This window comes from Paraflavitalea speifideaquila (genome assembly GCF_032395985.1).
Classification (GTDB): Bacteria; Bacteroidota; Bacteroidia; order Chitinophagales; family Chitinophagaceae; genus Paraflavitalea; species Paraflavitalea speifideaquila.
Genome location: NZ_CP135920.1, coordinates 48048 through 63302, shown reverse-complemented (window position 1 = coordinate 63302; position 15255 = coordinate 48048). Strand labels below are relative to the sequence as shown.

Genomic DNA, 15255 nt, shown 5'->3' with positions numbered 1-15255 from the left:
ACAGAATACAAAAAGGGGCTCCCAAGTTGGAGGTACACAATTTAAAACTGGCCAGCCGGGTGGGCCCCAGTGGTAATGTAGTGAACCAGATATTGGTTACGCTTACGCAACGGCGGGGAGTGGTTTGTGAAACAGATGCTTATGGGAATGTGGAGGTAAAGGGGTTTTTGTGGCTGACTCGCCAGAGGATGGGTGGTATGGGCTTCCGGAAGGCGGAAAGCCTGGGAAGAAATACGCCTATCCCGAAAAAACGGAAGGTCTCACGGGAGAAGGGAGTGAAAAGGTATTACCCAAAGGTTGGTTTGTGTTCAGGGGTGGTTGTACGTTGATCTTTGACCTGAACTATGCCTTCAGCAAGGATAATGTGAAATTGAAATATATTATCCGTAAGGATATTAATGATAAAGAGCGGATGAAACGGCAATACCGCATGCTTTTCAACAACAATGATTTTTCGCTGAACGCTACTTATTTCGGAACGGCTTATGGCAACCTGGAAGCGGAGCCTTTGCCATTATCCATAAAATTCTATAATAGACCTATGGCTGCTGTAAAAAAATCGTGAAGAAAGCACCTACCAAAAAGCCGGCGGGTAAAGCAGTAAAAAAGGCTGCTAAGAAAACGACTGCTAACAAGGAAGCTATTCCAGCTGGCAAAGCAGATAGTGTATCTATACGCATGTATGCGCATGGATTTGGGGATTGCTTTCTGTTAACCTTTTAAGTAAATCGAAGCCGATCTACCGGATGTTGATCGACTGTGGCATGCTGACCGGTGATTCGGACCGGTTAAGGCAGGTTATTGACCATATCAAAAAAGAATGTGGGGGAAAGCTGAACCTGGTGGTTCAAACGCATGAACACAAGGATCATATTTCGGGGTTTAACCTGCGGGATAAAAAAAGCAATTGTTGTGGGATGAAATAGAAGTGGAAAGGGTTTGGCTAGCCTGGACAGAAAATATAGGTAGTGAAGGGGATGAACTGGCGATACAATTGAAGCAAAAGCAGGACAAGAAAAAGAAGGCCTTGGTAAAAGCCTTGCAGATATACAATGCTTCGATTCAGCAAGCGGACCACCGGACGATGATGGATAAGGAATACCAGGGGTCGGATTATTATGCGGCTCAGCAACGTTATGCTACGGCTGTACAGCAATTGCTGGGCTTTTATGATATTGGCCAAGGGGATGTGGCTGGTCTTGGGGCCAATGGTTCGGAATTGGGGCTTACGATGAAAGATGCGATGGGTTATTTTATTAATCGTAGCCGGTCTAAGGGGAGCCCTGATATTAATTTCTGGAATCCCGGCGAGTTGGCAGATGTTAAATCGACCGGATTGCCGGGTATAAATTTCTATTTCCTGGGGCCACCCAAGGATTATGATAAGCTGCGGGTGATGGAGGATTCGCAGCATATTGAAATGTATTTGACTGAGATGGGGCTTTCTGATAATTTTTTTATGGCATTGACGCATAATGAGGAGGAAGAGAATAAGGATACGTTATCGCCCTTTCACAAGCGTTACCAATGGGATGCATCAGGATCAACGGCTGAGCAACAAGGGGATAATGAGCATGTGTGGAATCTCTATTACGACAAGAAGCATAACTGGCGGAGTATTGGCACAGACTGGCTGCACAATGCGGGGGCGCTGGCGCTTAACCTGGATTCTTATACCAACAATACCAGTCTGGTAATTGCGATTGAGCTGGAAGATAGTGAGAAGGTATTGCTGTTCCCAGCGGATGCGCAGATTGGAAATTGGCTAAGCTGGACGGAAGGGGTGGATGAAAAAAGCACTGAACCCCGCTTAAAATGGCAGGTAACTAAAAAAGGAAAGAAGGAAACGGTAACCGCCGCCTCGCTGTTGGAGCGTACGGTATTTTATAAGGTAGGTCATCATGCCAGTCATAATGCTACGGCTCGCAAGCATGGTTTGGAATTAATGACGAGCGAGGAGTTGGTAGCCATGATACCCGTGGATGAAGCGGTAGCTAAAAAGCAAGGGAAAAAGGGCTGGAAGATGCCTGCAGATGACTTATACAAGCGCCTGCAGGAAAAACCAAGGGGCGTATTATACGGCTCGACAAGGGCAGCTTACTGGCCAAGGGTACGCAGGAATTGCCAGAAGGCGCCCGGCCGAATAAGCAGCAACTGAGTGATTTTAATAGTTGCTTCCGTGCATCAGATATTATTATTACGACCGACGATGGAACGCGCAGGCCCTTATTTTTGAATACATTGTTAAAGGATAGGCAGCATTATTGCATATACTTGTCATATTTCACTGAAATCAATGATATTGCAGGTATGCAAAGAAAGGCCGCAGACAAGGTAGCAAAATGTCCAAGGACCCTTCAATGGGCATTACTTACTACATTTTCCTGTATTTCCTTCTATACCAAAGCTTTTGCTCAAACAGACAGCTCTAAGAAGTTTAATAGAGCGTACTACGAATCGTACACAGACCTCATTACTTCCCGTGTATTCTTTTCGCAGAAATATTCGGCCTTCCGTATCCGGGCTTCGGAGCGGGGTAAGGACCTGGAATATCGTCCCAATACCACGCTCAATTTTGGAGTAGGCGCCACGTACGGATGGTTTACACTGAACCTGGCTTATGGGTTTGATTTTCTAAACCGGGAGGATAGGTCGAAGGGAAAACGCGCTACCTCGATCTGCAATCTCATATTTATACGCGCAAAATGAGTATTGACCTTTTGGTCAGCTATACCGCGGGTTCTATGCTTATCCCAAAAGATCGTATCCCAGGAAATTGATAGCTGGTATTACCGGCCCGATATTAAAGTGCGGCATTTTGGCGCTGCTGGGTATTATATATACAACTGGAAGAAGTTTTCGCTAAGAGCGGCCGCTTTACAGAATGAATGGCAGAAACGTTCGGCCGGTAGTTTATTACTAGGCGCTGAATTTTATTATGGTCAAAATAAGGGAGATAGTGCTTTTGTACCTGGTACTTTAGCCAGTGAATATAGTCAGGCAGGCGTAACCAAGATGCGTTATTTTGATATTGGCCCTGGTATTGGTTATGCGTATACTTATGTAAGAAGAGAGCATTTATATGCCACAGGGGGTATAACCATGAGTCTGCCGCTTAGTTTCCAAAAGCAGTTGCGGAATGATGAAAAGGAACACAAATTGTCTGTCAGCCCGGATATACTAACCCGCATGGGTATTGGTTACAACAGCGACCGCATGAATATTAGTTTATTGTGGGTGAATAGTACGGTACAAACAAAGGGTAAGACCGGTGAATATGCCATTCGCACCGGCAATGTACGGCTGAATGCTGCCTATCGTTTTGAGCCCGGTCCTTCACTGAAAAGGAAGATCAAAGTATTTGATGTAAAGCAATAGGTAAAAAGAACCCCTTCCGGAGAACAGGAAGGGGTAATGATAACATGCATATATGAGATTTGTCATCATTTTTGTTTCTTATCGAATGGCATTCACGACCCATCCTTCATTTTCTTTTACCTGAGGTTTCTTTTCCCAGGCCAGTACGGCAGCATCCAGTACACGCTTTAAATTCATTTTTACTTTTCGCTTCTCCAATTTTAAGGTTATACCCTGCACCTGCTCTTTGTACACCATTACCTGGTCGTTGTTATAAAACCTGATGGTGTATTGTTTGGGGTTATGCACATTGGATTCTACGACCCAATATCCTTTGGCCGAAACCCAACGTGGTGTAATTGGCACTGGGGTATCTTCCTCCTGTGCAAAGGCAGTGGCCTGGTCGATGAGTAAGAAGGCCAGCACGGTTAATGTTGTTAAATACTTTTTCATGGCTTATCATTTCATTTTGTGATGCTTTCCACAGGCCCCCTTTGGAAAGCGATGTGGGTATTAAAATAATAGTGGTCCTAACAAGCATAAAATTATAAGGCATGGCCGTGTAAAAACATAAAGTAGATCAACTATAGCAATGTTCTGCCGGATAGGTGAGAATGGCGACTTAAACTAGATATGGTCGACGAATGGCGTTGGTCGACGGAGGGATAGATGATTATTAATTACTAATTACTGGTTATTGAATGCCAAGCTCTGTAACCCTTAATAAAATACGAACGGGTGAGGCACTGTTACATGCTCACCCGTTTTTCTACACGCAAATTATCCTGTTGGTTATTGTAATTCTTTGAGCCATGCCTGTGCTTCTTCACGGGCTGCTGTAACTACTTCTTTACCGGCCCGATAGCACATTTTCCATTGGCCGCTTTTGGCTTCATATTCGGGATTGGCAAACATGGAGCCATTGAGACTGGCATCAAAATCGACGGTAGCAGCAATATCGAGGAATTCTTTTAGTCTTTGTTTGATGAGCTCATGCGCGTTGGCAGGGAATCTCTTTTCATCCTCAGCTTTGTTGAGTTGCTTGTCGATGGCATTGTCAATCATTTTCATCGGATTGGGAATGCCCAATTTCTTTTTCTTGTATCCAAGTCGTTCATTCCGCCATTTGGTATACTTTTTCTGGAACTCACTGGTCTTGGTATATTCCCTGGCAAATTTGATCAACTGACGGGTGCCAGCCACCTTGAGCTCTACCGGTAAGGACTTGGCTTTCCTGATCACTTCATAGGAAGTGGAGATGAACCCGCCACCAAAAGAAGCAATGACGTTCTCTTTCGCGTCGTCTTCTGTAAAGCTGAGGTCTTCAAAAATGTTGGTTAGGGTAGTGGCCATTAGCGCAAAGGCTAATACAAATAGGCTTACACTTTTCATGGCTAAAATGTTGTTACCAGGTTAAATGGTATTCGGGCCGGTTGTTAAATAATATGCAAACCTATTCTATAATGCGGGGTAGGGCAATCGCACAAATATGTGAAAATGTTGCACTGGCGCCCCAGTTCGGGGAGCTGGGTTAAGTATATGTTTTAAATGCTGCAAATGGATGTGGAACGGAATGGTATTTGTAATTTTAGGGTTGCAATTCTAGCCGGTTATCAAGGAGTGATTGTTGTAAAACCGCAGTGTTATGAAGCAGGAAAATAGCAGTGTAAGCAATCAGCATACATGCCACTATATTACCTTTAATACGGTGGACTGGGTAGATGTGTTTATCAAGCCGGTTTATAAACACATCATTGCCAATACGCTGAATGAATTTATAGCTACCAGGGGCTTAACGGTATATGCCTGGTGCCTGATGACCAATCACCTGCACCTTTTGTTACAGGCCAAGGATGGAACTGGCTTGTCGATGATAGAACGTGATTTCAAGCGAATAACTACCACTCATATATTGGACGCTATTACCATGGAGCCCGATTTACGGCGCGACTGGATACTGGGACGTTTTGAACATTTCAGTCAAAGTTTGAAGAAGATCGAGAAGTACCAGGTATGGCAAAGCTGCAGTAATCCTGAGTTTGTGGATTTTAAGCAGCCCCTGCGGGTAAAAGAGCACCTGGCCTATGTGCATGAAAATCCGGTTCGTGACAAGATTGTGTTTCTGGCCGAGGACTATGTATACAGTTCTGCCGGCGATTATTCAGGGCGAAGGGGATTGGTTCATGTAACGGTCATTGACATGGAAGGGCTGATCAGGGGCGTAGTGAAGGGGAGGCCGTGAACGTGAAACATCAATCGTGAAACGTGAAATCGCTTACTTTGACGGGGTGGATACAACGTAGAGCAAATTCACTGAACATCAATTAATCGCCTCCTTAAGGGCCTGGACTGTTTTTTTATCGTTACCCACAAAGATCCTATTATTGAGCATGGCGACGGGCCGTTTGAGGAAGGTGTATTCTTCCAGAATGAAGTCCCTGTAATCGGCTTCGGAAAGCGACTTATCTTTCAATCCCAACTCTTTGTATTTGAGGGCCCGGCGGCTGAAAAGGGCTTCATAACTACCTGCCAATTTCTTCATTTCTTCCAGTTGGGTAGGTGTAATTTTCTCTGTTTTAATGTCTTGCATGGTAAAGCCAGCATTGTCGATACCAGTTTCTTTAATAATGGCCTGGCAGGTGGTGCAATTTCCGAGGTGATAGAATTTCTTCATAGCGGGCGCAATTTAATTCATTGGTTTTTAATCCTTCGCTTCTCGTTAGGGTAAAAACAAATGTTCCAACTGTAATATTTTCCGACATTCGCCGTCCAATTAGTATCTTTTCGCTAAAACCACCCAAGTTTGCAGTCCAGGCCTGACCAAAATGAATTTATAGTGTTGGTAAACCAACATCGGGGTATGTTATACAAGGTATGTAACCTGTATTGCTCATCGGAGTACGATAAGCAGGACCTTTTCCAGGAGATCGTAATCCAACTGTGGAAGGCTTATCCACGATTCCGGGGCGATTCCAAGTTTGGTACCTGGCTTTATCGTATTGCGCTCAATACGGCGATCTCGGACCTTCGCAAGCAAAAAAGCACATTCAAAGTGTAGAACCAGACCGACTGCCGACTGAGATTCAGGATATTCAATATAATAAGGACAAAGAGGAGAAATTACAGCAGTTGTACCAGGCTATTCATCAGCTTCCCGAAATAGAACGGGGTATTGTGATGTTGTACCTGGAGGATAAAAGTTATGATGAGATGGAAGAGATATTGGGTATTAATCAGAATAACCTGCGTGTAAAGATGAACCGGATCAAGGAAAAATTACGTAAACTCACTAAAGTTGTTGAACATGGATTTGGATAACCTCAAAGAGATCTGGAAGGATTTGGACCAGAAGGATTTCCATCCTACTAACAGAGGAGGGATAGTGCCTGATGTGGCCAGTCATGAGGAGGAGATTGCTGCTATTTTGCGTAAGCGGTCGCAGAATCCGATTGCCCGTATCAAGCGCAACCTGGCTACTGAACTGATTGTGATCATTGTTTTGTATTCGATTACAATATGGTACTATATCACAGCATGGCATGGACAATATTGGGAAATTGCGGTATTGTTATCGATCATTGGTTTGTCGTTTGTGGTTTATTACTTCCGCAAGAATAAACTGTTAAAAGAAATGCAGCGGGTAGATTGTGAGGTAAAGTCGAACCTGGAACAAAGACTACACACGCTGGAAAAATATGTTCGTTTTTATTTTGTTTCGGGCACTGTACTTACGCCTGCCGCTTATTTTGTAGCCGGTCTTATAGTGTTCTTCAAAACCCCTCCGCGGTCTACTGACAAAATTCCGCCCATGGTTACCCATATTACCGGGCATGACTATTTTGTGTTGTTCACGGTATCGGGTGTAGCGCTGGCGATTGGAAGTTATTTTCTGAATGTTTGGTATGTCAATAAATTATACGGCAGGCATATTACTAAGTTGAAAAACCTGCTGAACCAGATGGAAGAGGAGTGAGCGGGTTAAAAGAATTGCTTACGGAACGACGTGGTATTTTTAGTATTTTGTGTATCTAATACATATACGATGCCTGCTTCCCGTCGCGACTTTCTCAAACAATCTTCCCTTCTCACGGCTGTTTTTTTCCTGGATAAAGGAGACATCTTTAAGAAACCTACTGCTGCAGGTGTACAATTATACACACTTCGTAATGAGATCGGTAAAGATCCCAGGGGCACTTTGGAAAAGGTGGCTAAACTGGGATACAAGCAAGTAGAAACCTTTGGTTATGGCAATCGCAAATGGTTCAATCTTTCTCCTGGTGAATTATCTGCTATTTTAAAGAATAATGGTCTGCGTTCTCCCAGCGGGCACACTTATCCCGGCAGCTTTTTCCTGAAGGGCGGCTGGGAGGATGAATGGAAAAGGGCGGTAGAAGATGCCAAAAAGCTGGGGCAGGAATACATTACGATTCCCTGGCTGGAGGAGGCTTACCGAAACAAGGCGGATAATTATAAGATAATTGCGGAAGGGCTGAATAAAGCAGGCGGATTTGCAAAAGGGGGAGGGCTGAAGCTGGCCTATCACAATCATGATTTTGAATTTACCACGATAGATGGTCAAACGGGTTTTGACATTCTCACGCAGAATACAGATGCCAAACTGGTACAATTTGAATTGGACCTTTACTGGGCAGTAAAAGCGGGCCATGACCCGGTTAAATTATTCCAGGCACACCCTGGCCGCTTCAGTATGTGGCATGTGAAAGATATGGACAATACACCGCAAAAGTCTTTTACGGAGGTAGGTAGTGGGGTGATTGATTTCAAGACGATCTTTAAAAATGCCAGGTTGAGTGGCATGAAATATTTCTTCGTAGAACAGGATGTATGTCCGGGATCGCCCTTTGACAGTATAGCCAAGAGTATTGGTTATTTGAAGGGGAATATTTTGTAGAAGTGGCGGAATCGCGGATTACACAGATTTGGATGGGTTGCGCAGGTTGGGAGGAGTTGGACAGATTGGGATAGGATGGGTTGGGTGAGTTGAGCAGAATGGAGGAGGTAGTATTGGTTAAATAATTGTAACTTAGACACTATTAATAACCTTCCTTTTTAAACTTCAACGATTATGAGCCATCGCAGGAAATTTCTGCAACAGACAGCCGCGCTGGTAACAGGGGCTACGGTGTTATCTTCTTTCGACAACCGGACCTTTTCGATATTTCGCAACCGAATTTCGCCTGCCGACCAACTGAATATAGGGGCCATTGGTATTAATGGCATGGGCTGGGCGAACGTGAATGCGGCACTTAAAGTGCCGGGGGTAAACCTGGTGGCGATTTGCGATGTAGATAAGAATGTATTGGACAAGCGCAAGGGGGACCTGGGCAAGATGAATGTAGATGTATCGAAAGTAAGTGTGTATACGGATTACCGGAAATTATTGGAACAAAAGGATATTGATGTGGTGATCATAGGAACTCCTGATCATTGGCATGCCTTGCAAATGATCCATGCCTGTGAGGCGGGTAAAGATGTTTATGTAGAAAAGCCGGTAGGCAATTCTATTGTAGAATGCCGCACGATGGTGGCTGCACAACAGCGGTATAATAAAGTGGTGCAGGCAGGGCAATGGCAACGGAGCCAGCAGCATTTCAGGGATGCGGTTGATTTTGTACAAAGTGGTCAGCTAGGAAATATCCGAACGGTAAAGGTTTGGTGTTACCAGGGCTGGATGCATCCCGAACCTGTACGTGCTGACAGTGCGCCTCCTGCGGGAGTAGATTATGCGGCCTGGCTGGGGCCTGCTCCTACCCGGCCATTTAATGCCAGCCGTTTTCATTTTCATTTCCGCTGGTTCTGGGATTATGCAGGTGGATTGATGACGGACTGGGGTGTACATTTACTGGACTATGCTTTGCTGGGTATGAAGGCTCCCACGCCCAAAACGATTGCTGCATTGGGTGGTAAGTTTGCCTACCCTGATCTGTATGAGGAAACGCCTGATACGCTGACCACCTTATATGAATTTGATGGTTTTAACCTGGTATGGGATTCGGCCATGGGTATAGATAATGGCTCTTATGGCCGTAATCATGGTATTGCTTACATTGGCAATAATGGTACGTTGATACTCAATCGCGATGGCTGGGAAGTGATAGAAGAAAGGCAAAGCAAGAGTAAGGTATCCAAACCATTGGTAAAATCTTCTGATAATGGCTTGAATAAGCATTGGGAGAATTTTGTGGAGGTGGTAAAATCGCGAAAAATGGAGGACTTGCATTGTTCAATCCAGGCAGGGGCGCATGTTGCTACTGTAGCGCAGATGGGAAATATTGCATTCCGCACAGGACAGAAGTTGGCATGGGATAAAACGAAAGAGGCTTTTACGGATAATAAAGTAAACAAGGAGTACCTGGTGAAGGAATACTTTAATGGATATAAGTTGCCGAAGATTGTCTGAACCAGGGTTTAATGGATCTTAGGATTTGTGGGACACTTTGAAAATAAAACAGGGTGAGTTGCTTTGAAAGGCAGTTCACCCTGTTTGGTTTTTATAATGATTACTTTTCAAGGCTCACTTTTGGGCAGAAAAGATCATTATTTCAATTTTTTGATCTTGATATTGCGGTACCATACGGGATCGCCATGGTCCTGCAAGCAAATACGGCCTGATTTGAAGGTGCCGAACGTTGACCATTCTTTGAACTTGCTGCCAGCAATCATTTTGCGCCAATTATCGTCCCACATTTTGGTGGAGACTACTTTGGTACCATTGAGGATAAATTCGAGGGTGCTTTCTTTGGCAATGATCTCTGCCTGATTCCATTGGCCGACGGGCTTTACTGTTTCGGGAGAACTGGAGATGAGGTCATAAAGATCGCCTGCATGGTGTTTGTTGATCTTTCCATCCTTGTGGCCGGCATTGTCCAGTACCTGCATTTCGGGGCCGGTATGGTAGGGTTTTTCGATCTTGGGATCTTCTTTCACATAGAACATAATACCGCTGTTGCCGGCGGAATCGAGTTTCCATTCTAGTTTGAGGTGGAAGTTGTCGTATTCTTCATCGGTAACAATATCACCGCCGCCTACTGTTTTATCATCCTTTTTTTTTGTGAAGGGTCGAGGTGGAATGTACCGTCTACTATTTTCCAGGCGGAGCCGTCGGACAGGTTTTTAAATACATGCCAGTTCTTTTTGGAGGTGCCATCAAAAAGCAATTGCCATCCGTCGGCCTGTTCGGCTGCGGTAAGGCTATTGTTTTCGGGAGCTGTAACTGGTGTTGCCGCCATGGTATCTTTTTTAGAGGCGTCGGTTGAAGGGGTTTGTTCAGTTGACTGGCAGGCGCTAAAAGCAGAAGCCAGTGCAAATGCAGCAAGCAGGGATCGCATAAATGTGGATTTTTTTGTGTGTTCAAGATACATGATTGAATATAATTTTTGTGATCCAAATGTTAACCAACTGACATTTTATCAGTATTTTTATACTCAGATTAAGCTTATTAAATAAGCTATGCAAAAGTACCTTCTCTATTATTCTACGGGCCGTGAAAACCGGCTAAATCCGGGTTTTGCCCCTATTTCTAACTTTTCACTTTACTTCAGGTTTACTTCAAGTTTACTTTAGGTTTACGTTTGGTTTACCAAAAAGTAGGCTAAAGAACGGTTAAACTACTGCTGAAATACGGCTATTCTATGGGAGTTGGGCAGTTTACCTGCAGGTGATGGTCACTAAAAATACAGACAAAACGACAGTTTTCTGATACAAAACAAAAGAGGCTATTCCTTATATAGGAACAGCCTCTTTGAAGTATGTTTTGGGGCTCATTACAGGTTTTTGATCATGATATTCCGGAAAAACACTTTATCGCCATGGTCTTGCAATACAATATGTCCTTTGTGGAAAGCAGCGAAATCGGGGTGTTTTTGAACTTGCTCTGCGCTTTCATAGCGGCCCAGTTGTCATCCCAGAGGGTAGTTGATACTACTTTGGCGCCATTTTGATAGAGATCGAGTTTGCCATTATTGAGTACGATTTCCACCTGGTTCCATTCGCCGATGGGGCGAACATTTTCGGGTGCAGCTGTGATAAAGTCGTATAGGTCGCCAGCGCGGTGCTTTATGTTTTTAGCATCCGGGTGCTTGTCGTTATCGATGATCTGCATTTCGGGTGCTGTAATATAGGCGTAACGATATTTGAGGTCTTCCCGGGCCAGGATCATGATACCGCTATTGCCGCCTGCGGTGAGCTTCCATTCCAATTTGAGGTGAAAATTCTCGAAAGAGTCGGTAGTAATGAGTTCACCAGCGCCTTCTCCTTTGGGCCCCCTGGCGGTGGGTTCAAAATAGAGTGCTCCTTCGCCTACTTTCCAGGCAGCGCCATCGGTACGGTTGTTGTAAATACGCCATCCATTTTTCGTGGAGCCATCAAACAGGAGTTGCCAGCCGTCCTTTTTTCCGCCCTGGTAAGGGTATTGGGGATGTTGGTCCGGAGGCTTTTTAGGGGTAGAGCAGGCGATGGCGCCAACGATAGAGAGCAGGAGGCAAAACCGTTTTAGCATTGTAAAAAATTTGGGTTGAAAGTACGGGAATTTTATTGATCGCGAGAAAAAATATATGTAATCAAAAGGGAGTGGGGGAATGGCGAGGGGCAGGTGGTGGCGAAAGGTTTCGGGAATGAGGGGAGTTTGCCCGGCGGCCTGGGAGGCTATAAAACAGGTATTGCAGCAGGTGGCGGGGCCTGGTCCTGTTGCAATACCCTATTTAGCAATTGGGAAAATCTATTTCTTCAGCGCCAGGATGTACTTCACCATCTCGGTAGCATCTTCTTTGCTGAGGGATGGGTGAGGAGTCATTGGAACGGGGCCCCAAACACCTTGTCCGCCCTGGATGATCTTATTGACCAATGTATCAATATTGGCCTGGGTGGCTTCATATTTAGCGGCCACATCGGTATAAGCTGGTCCTATATTTTTTTCGGTGATCTTGTGACAGGTAGTACAGTCGTTAGAGCCAATCAACTCAAGTCCTTTCTGGTTTGCAACGGCAAGGGGTCGGCTTTTTCTCTTCTGTTTTTCCTTCTGCAGGCTTTTTTTCCTCTCCCCGCAGGCTGCGAGTGCTCCGGAGATCAAAAAAGCGATCATCAACTTTTTCATTGTGCTACTATTTTAGATATATGACAAATGGATGACGAAAGCGGGCGCAATTTACTTTACAAACCCAACACTGAGCGATTAAATTTTTCATCGCTTGCGGTGCCTGCAAAGTCGTCGAATGCTTTTTCTGTTACTCTTATGATATGATCCCTGATAAAGGGGGCTCCTTCCCTGGCGCCATCTTCGGAGTGTTTGATACAGCACTCCCATTCCATGACAGCCCAGCCGGCATAGTCGTATTGGGTAAGCTTGCTGAATATGGATTTAAAATCGACCTGTCCATCACCCAGGGAACGGAAGCGGCCAGCGCGATTGATCCAGGACTGGTACCCACCGTACACGCCTTGTTTACCGGTAGGGTTGAATTCAGCATCTTTTACATGGAACATACGAATGCGCTCATGGTAATTGTCGATGAATTCGAGGTAGTTGAGGCATTGTAATACGTAATGGGAGGGATCGTACAGGAGGCAGGCCCTTGGGTGATTATTGGTATGCCCGAGGAACATTTCATAGGAAATACCATCATGGAGGTCTTCACCCGGGTGTATCTCATAACATAGATCTACGCCACATTCGTCGAAATGGTTGAGGAGGGGCAACCAGCGGTTGGCCAGCTCTTTAAAACCTGTCTCTACCAGTCCGGCAGGCCGTTGGGGCCAGGGGTAAACGGTAGGCCATAATAGCGCGCCACTAAAGGTAGCATGTGCATTGAGGCCCAGGTTTTGGGAAGCCTTAGCTGCCCATTTTAACTGTTGTACCGCCCATTCGGTCCTGGCTTTGGGATTATTGCGGCAGGCTTCGGGAGCAAAGCCATCAAATAAGGTATCGTAGGCAGGATGTACAGCTATGAGCTGGCCTTGCAGGTGGGTAGACAGTTCGGTGATCTGCATACCTGCTTCCTCAATAGTGCCTTTGTATTCATCGGCAAAGGTTTTGCTTTCGGCGACTTTTTGAGGTCGATGCACCTGTTATCCCAGGTAGGGATCTGTACACCAATAAAACCCAATTCATTTGCCCATTGGCAAATGGATTTGAGGGAATTGAAAGGTGGTTTATCGCCCATGAATTGGGCGAGGAAAATACCAGGTCCTTTTATTGTTTTCATTTTAATGTTTTGAACAAGCCGGAGGCTTGTAAATATGCGTCACCAGCCAGAGGCTGGCGACTGGGGAATACAATAATGTTCAATACTCAATGTTCAACTTTCGATGCTCATTAATTGAAACAATGGCTTATACCTTGAATTCCGTCCACTTAAGGTCGGAAGCGCTGCTGGCTACTACATTGTCGATGAAGGCCATGCCGCGGATACCTTCTTCCACCCGGGGAAGTCGAGGATTTCTTTGGTAGGCTCATTGCCGTCAATACGGGCTGATAAGGTGAGGGCGAAGTTGCGGTAAATATTACCGAAAGCTTCGAGGTATCCTTCGGGGTGCCCTCCGGGGTGCGGCAATTGTGGGTAGCGAAGCTGGAAAGGCGGTCGGTATAATTGGCTCCTGCACGCAGGATCTGCGTGGGCTGGTCGAGCCATTTTACGAGGAGGGTATTGGGTTCATGCTGTGCCCATTCGATGCCACCTTTTTCACCGTACAAGCGGATCTTCAATGCATTTTCTTCTCCGGCTGCTACTTGTGAGGCCATAAGTACGCCGGCGGCTCCATTGTCGAACTTCAACAGCACATTGCCATCATCGTCCAGTGCGCGGCCGGACACCATTACATTGAGGTCGGCGCAAAGGTGGGTGATCTTTAATCCGGAGATATATTCTGCCAGGTGTGCGGCATGGGTACCGATATCGCCCATACAGCCGCTCTTGCCTGATTTTTTAGGGTCTGTTCTCCAGGCAGCCTGGGCGTTGCCTTCGCGTTCGCTGAGTTTGCTCAACCAACCCTGGGGATACTCTACCCATATTTTACGGATCTTACCGAGTACCCCCTTGTGCCATGGCGCGGGCTTGTTTGACCATTGGGTAGCCGGAATAGGTATGTGTAAGTGCCAGGATGAGGCCTGTTTCGTCGACCTTTTTTCAGTTGTTGTGCTTCGTCCAGGGTAAAGGTGATGGGTTTTTCGATGACCACATGAAAGCCGTGATCGAGGGCCATCATGGCTGGAGCGAAGTGGGCGAAGTTGGGGGTAACGATGGTTACAAAGTCGATGCGTTTATCAGCGGGAAGCTGGCTTTCTTTTTGATCATATCCTCATAGTTGAGGTATATGCGATCTTCGGGAAGGAATAAGGATCTGCCGGAGTCAACAGCAATATCGGGATTGATGCTAAGTGCTCCTGCGGCGAGTTCTATGAGGCCGTCCATATTGGCTGCAAGGCGGTGAATGGCGCCGATGAAGGCATCCTTGCCTCCACCAACCATTCCCATTCGTAATTTTCTGTTCATGTAAAAATGATTAGAAAGTATTATAAATTGTTAAAAGAAGAATGTGATTTAAAAATAAATATTTTACATTTACGACCGTATATTGAAAATTATTCAATGGGTTGTAATGGGTGCTAAAGTTAAGCAGGATATCATAAGTTTTGCAAATTAATGGACAATTAATCGGTTAATTCCGGTTGTAAATGTTGAATGCTTTTGCTTTGAATGGCCCATTGAAGTCAAAACGCCCAAAAGTCTGTGAGCCGCAAGCTATAAGCATTGAGCTGGAAAAGCTGCGAGCTTTGAGCCGCGAGCTGCGAGCCGTTTGCTTCGAAGGGTCGGTTAACTATTAGTTGTTCGCTATGGGGTCGAAAGGCCTCTTCCGTCCATGGGCCATTTTTGATTTGGATTC

At 45.4% G+C, this 15255-nt stretch carries 20 protein-coding genes and 2 pseudogenes; 10 read left to right on the top strand and 12 right to left on the bottom strand.

Annotated elements, in window-relative coordinates:
* Window positions 1-169 precede the first annotated feature (169 nt).
* The 4 genes and pseudogenes from RS881_RS00475 (at window position 170) to RS881_RS00460 (ending at window position 3378) form a co-directional block, all read left to right on the top strand.
* On the top strand, window positions 170-565 hold the full coding sequence (locus RS881_RS00475; RefSeq protein WP_315819275.1) for a hypothetical protein: 396 nt from the start codon (window positions 170-172) through the stop codon (window positions 563-565).
* Complete coding sequence (locus RS881_RS00470) at window positions 562-723, top strand: hypothetical protein (RefSeq protein ID WP_315819274.1); 162 nt, start codon at window positions 562-564, stop codon at window positions 721-723. Before RS881_RS00475 ends, RS881_RS00470 begins: the two co-directional genes overlap by 4 nt.
* Window positions 724-907: 184 nt before the next feature.
* On the top strand, window positions 908-2158 hold the full coding sequence (locus RS881_RS00465) for a hypothetical protein (protein WP_315819273.1): 1251 nt from the start codon (window positions 908-910) through the stop codon (window positions 2156-2158).
* A gap of 152 nt (window positions 2159-2310) precedes the next feature.
* A pseudogene (locus RS881_RS00460) lies at window positions 2311-3378 on the top strand (DUF4421 family protein).
* Between the two features lie 78 nt (window positions 3379-3456).
* Here the strand turns inward: RS881_RS00460 and RS881_RS00455 are convergent.
* Window positions 3457-3810 carry a hypothetical protein gene (locus RS881_RS00455; protein WP_315819272.1) on the bottom strand — a complete coding sequence of 118 codons (354 nt, stop codon included), beginning with the start codon at window positions 3808-3810 and terminating at the stop codon, window positions 3457-3459.
* A 339-nt stretch (window positions 3811-4149) separates the two neighbouring features.
* Window positions 4150-4749 (bottom strand): hypothetical protein, encoded by a 600-nt coding sequence (locus RS881_RS00450; RefSeq protein ID WP_315819271.1) that lies wholly within the window; start codon window positions 4747-4749, stop codon window positions 4150-4152.
* A 253-nt stretch (window positions 4750-5002) separates the two neighbouring features.
* On the opposite strand from RS881_RS00450, the gene RS881_RS00445 reads away from it, so the two are divergent.
* A complete protein-coding gene (locus tag RS881_RS00445; RefSeq protein ID WP_315819270.1) occupies window positions 5003-5599 on the top strand; it encodes a transposase in 597 nt (198 codons plus the stop codon).
* A gap of 78 nt (window positions 5600-5677) precedes the next feature.
* On the opposite strand, the gene RS881_RS00440 is transcribed toward RS881_RS00445, so the two are convergent.
* Window positions 5678-6031: an arsenate reductase family protein gene (locus RS881_RS00440; RefSeq protein ID WP_315819269.1), complete on the bottom strand. Its 354-nt coding sequence runs from the start codon at window positions 6029-6031 to the stop codon at window positions 5678-5680.
* A gap of 186 nt (window positions 6032-6217) precedes the next feature.
* On the opposite strand from RS881_RS00440, the gene RS881_RS00435 reads away from it, so the two are divergent.
* The 5 genes from RS881_RS00435 to RS881_RS00415 all read left to right on the top strand — a co-directional run bounded on the left by RS881_RS00435 (window position 6218) and on the right by RS881_RS00415 (window position 9778).
* Window positions 6218-6415 carry an RNA polymerase sigma factor gene (locus RS881_RS00435; protein ID WP_315824984.1) on the top strand — a complete coding sequence of 66 codons (198 nt, stop codon included), beginning with the start codon at window positions 6218-6220 and terminating at the stop codon, window positions 6413-6415.
* Window positions 6343-6675 (top strand): RNA polymerase sigma factor, encoded by a 333-nt coding sequence (locus RS881_RS00430; protein ID WP_315824983.1) that lies wholly within the window; start codon window positions 6343-6345, stop codon window positions 6673-6675. Before RS881_RS00435 ends, RS881_RS00430 begins: the two co-directional genes overlap by 73 nt.
* Window positions 6662-7330, top strand: coding sequence for a DUF8845 family protein (locus RS881_RS00425; RefSeq protein ID WP_527250452.1), 669 nt, complete (start codon window positions 6662-6664; stop codon window positions 7328-7330). The genes RS881_RS00430 and RS881_RS00425 overlap by 14 nt, the downstream gene beginning before the upstream one ends.
* 69 nt (window positions 7331-7399) lie before the next feature.
* Window positions 7400-8269 (top strand): sugar phosphate isomerase/epimerase family protein, encoded by an 870-nt coding sequence (locus RS881_RS00420; RefSeq protein ID WP_315819267.1) that lies wholly within the window; start codon window positions 7400-7402, stop codon window positions 8267-8269.
* A 174-nt stretch (window positions 8270-8443) separates the two neighbouring features.
* Window positions 8444-9778 (top strand): Gfo/Idh/MocA family protein, encoded by a 1335-nt coding sequence (locus RS881_RS00415; protein WP_315819266.1) that lies wholly within the window; start codon window positions 8444-8446, stop codon window positions 9776-9778.
* A 137-nt stretch (window positions 9779-9915) separates the two neighbouring features.
* On the opposite strand, the gene RS881_RS00410 is transcribed toward RS881_RS00415, so the two are convergent.
* The 9 genes and pseudogenes from RS881_RS00410 to RS881_RS00375 all read right to left on the bottom strand — a co-directional run bounded on the left by RS881_RS00410 (window position 9916) and on the right by RS881_RS00375 (window position 14864).
* Window positions 9916-10392 carry a 3-keto-disaccharide hydrolase gene (locus RS881_RS00410; RefSeq protein WP_315824982.1) on the bottom strand — a complete coding sequence of 159 codons (477 nt, stop codon included), beginning with the start codon at window positions 10390-10392 and terminating at the stop codon, window positions 9916-9918.
* 11 nt (window positions 10393-10403) lie between these two features.
* Entirely contained in the window at window positions 10404-10706 is a 303-nt protein-coding gene (locus tag RS881_RS00405; protein WP_315819265.1) for a LamG domain-containing protein, read from the bottom strand.
* Between the two features lie 435 nt (window positions 10707-11141).
* A complete protein-coding gene (locus RS881_RS62180) occupies window positions 11142-11204 on the bottom strand; it encodes a hypothetical protein (RefSeq protein ID WP_350340364.1) in 63 nt (20 codons plus the stop codon).
* A 107-nt stretch (window positions 11205-11311) separates the two neighbouring features.
* Window positions 11312-11875, bottom strand: a pseudogene (locus tag RS881_RS00400) (3-keto-alpha-glucoside-1,2-lyase-like domain-containing protein); the annotation flags it as partial.
* 219 nt (window positions 11876-12094) lie between these two features.
* Window positions 12095-12469: a c-type cytochrome gene (locus RS881_RS00395; protein ID WP_315819263.1), complete on the bottom strand. Its 375-nt coding sequence runs from the start codon at window positions 12467-12469 to the stop codon at window positions 12095-12097.
* A gap of 56 nt (window positions 12470-12525) precedes the next feature.
* Window positions 12526-13437, bottom strand: coding sequence for a sugar phosphate isomerase/epimerase family protein (locus RS881_RS00390; RefSeq protein ID WP_315819262.1), 912 nt, complete (start codon window positions 13435-13437; stop codon window positions 12526-12528).
* Between the two features lie 289 nt (window positions 13438-13726).
* On the bottom strand, window positions 13727-14356 hold the full coding sequence (locus RS881_RS00385) for a Gfo/Idh/MocA family protein (protein WP_315819261.1): 630 nt from the start codon (window positions 14354-14356) through the stop codon (window positions 13727-13729).
* Between the two features lie 17 nt (window positions 14357-14373).
* On the bottom strand, window positions 14374-14613 hold the full coding sequence (locus RS881_RS00380) for a Gfo/Idh/MocA family oxidoreductase (protein ID WP_315824981.1): 240 nt from the start codon (window positions 14611-14613) through the stop codon (window positions 14374-14376).
* Window positions 14614-14615: 2 nt separating this feature from the next.
* A complete protein-coding gene (locus tag RS881_RS00375) occupies window positions 14616-14864 on the bottom strand; it encodes a Gfo/Idh/MocA family oxidoreductase (RefSeq protein WP_315819260.1) in 249 nt (82 codons plus the stop codon).
* Window positions 14865-15255: the final 391 nt, after the last annotated feature.

What these genes read in the sequence shown, in the direction of transcription:
- RS881_RS00455 (WP_315819272.1), bottom strand. Translation starts at nt 3,810, where the DNA reads ATGAAAAAGTATTTAACAACATTAACCGTGCTGGCCTTCTTACTCATC.
- RS881_RS00450 (WP_315819271.1), bottom strand. Translation starts at nt 4,749, where the DNA reads ATGAAAAGTGTAAGCCTATTTGTATTAGCCTTTGCGCTAATGGCCACT.
- RS881_RS00445 (WP_315819270.1), top strand. Translation starts at nt 5,003, where the DNA reads ATGAAGCAGGAAAATAGCAGTGTAAGCAATCAGCATACATGCCACTAT.
- RS881_RS00440 (WP_315819269.1), bottom strand. Translation starts at nt 6,031, where the DNA reads ATGAAGAAATTCTATCACCTCGGAAATTGCACCACCTGCCAGGCCATT.
- RS881_RS00435 (WP_315824984.1), top strand. Translation starts at nt 6,218, where the DNA reads ATGTTATACAAGGTATGTAACCTGTATTGCTCATCGGAGTACGATAAG.
- RS881_RS00425 (WP_527250452.1), top strand. Translation starts at nt 6,662, where the DNA reads ATGGATTTGGATAACCTCAAAGAGATCTGGAAGGATTTGGACCAGAAG.
- RS881_RS00420 (WP_315819267.1), top strand. Translation starts at nt 7,400, where the DNA reads ATGCCTGCTTCCCGTCGCGACTTTCTCAAACAATCTTCCCTTCTCACG.
- RS881_RS00415 (WP_315819266.1), top strand. Translation starts at nt 8,444, where the DNA reads ATGAGCCATCGCAGGAAATTTCTGCAACAGACAGCCGCGCTGGTAACA.
- RS881_RS00405 (WP_315819265.1), bottom strand. Translation starts at nt 10,706, where the DNA reads ATGCGATCCCTGCTTGCTGCATTTGCACTGGCTTCTGCTTTTAGCGCC.
- RS881_RS00395 (WP_315819263.1), bottom strand. Translation starts at nt 12,469, where the DNA reads ATGAAAAAGTTGATGATCGCTTTTTTGATCTCCGGAGCACTCGCAGCC.
- RS881_RS00375 (WP_315819260.1), bottom strand. Translation starts at nt 14,864, where the DNA reads ATGAACAGAAAATTACGAATGGGAATGGTTGGTGGAGGCAAGGATGCC.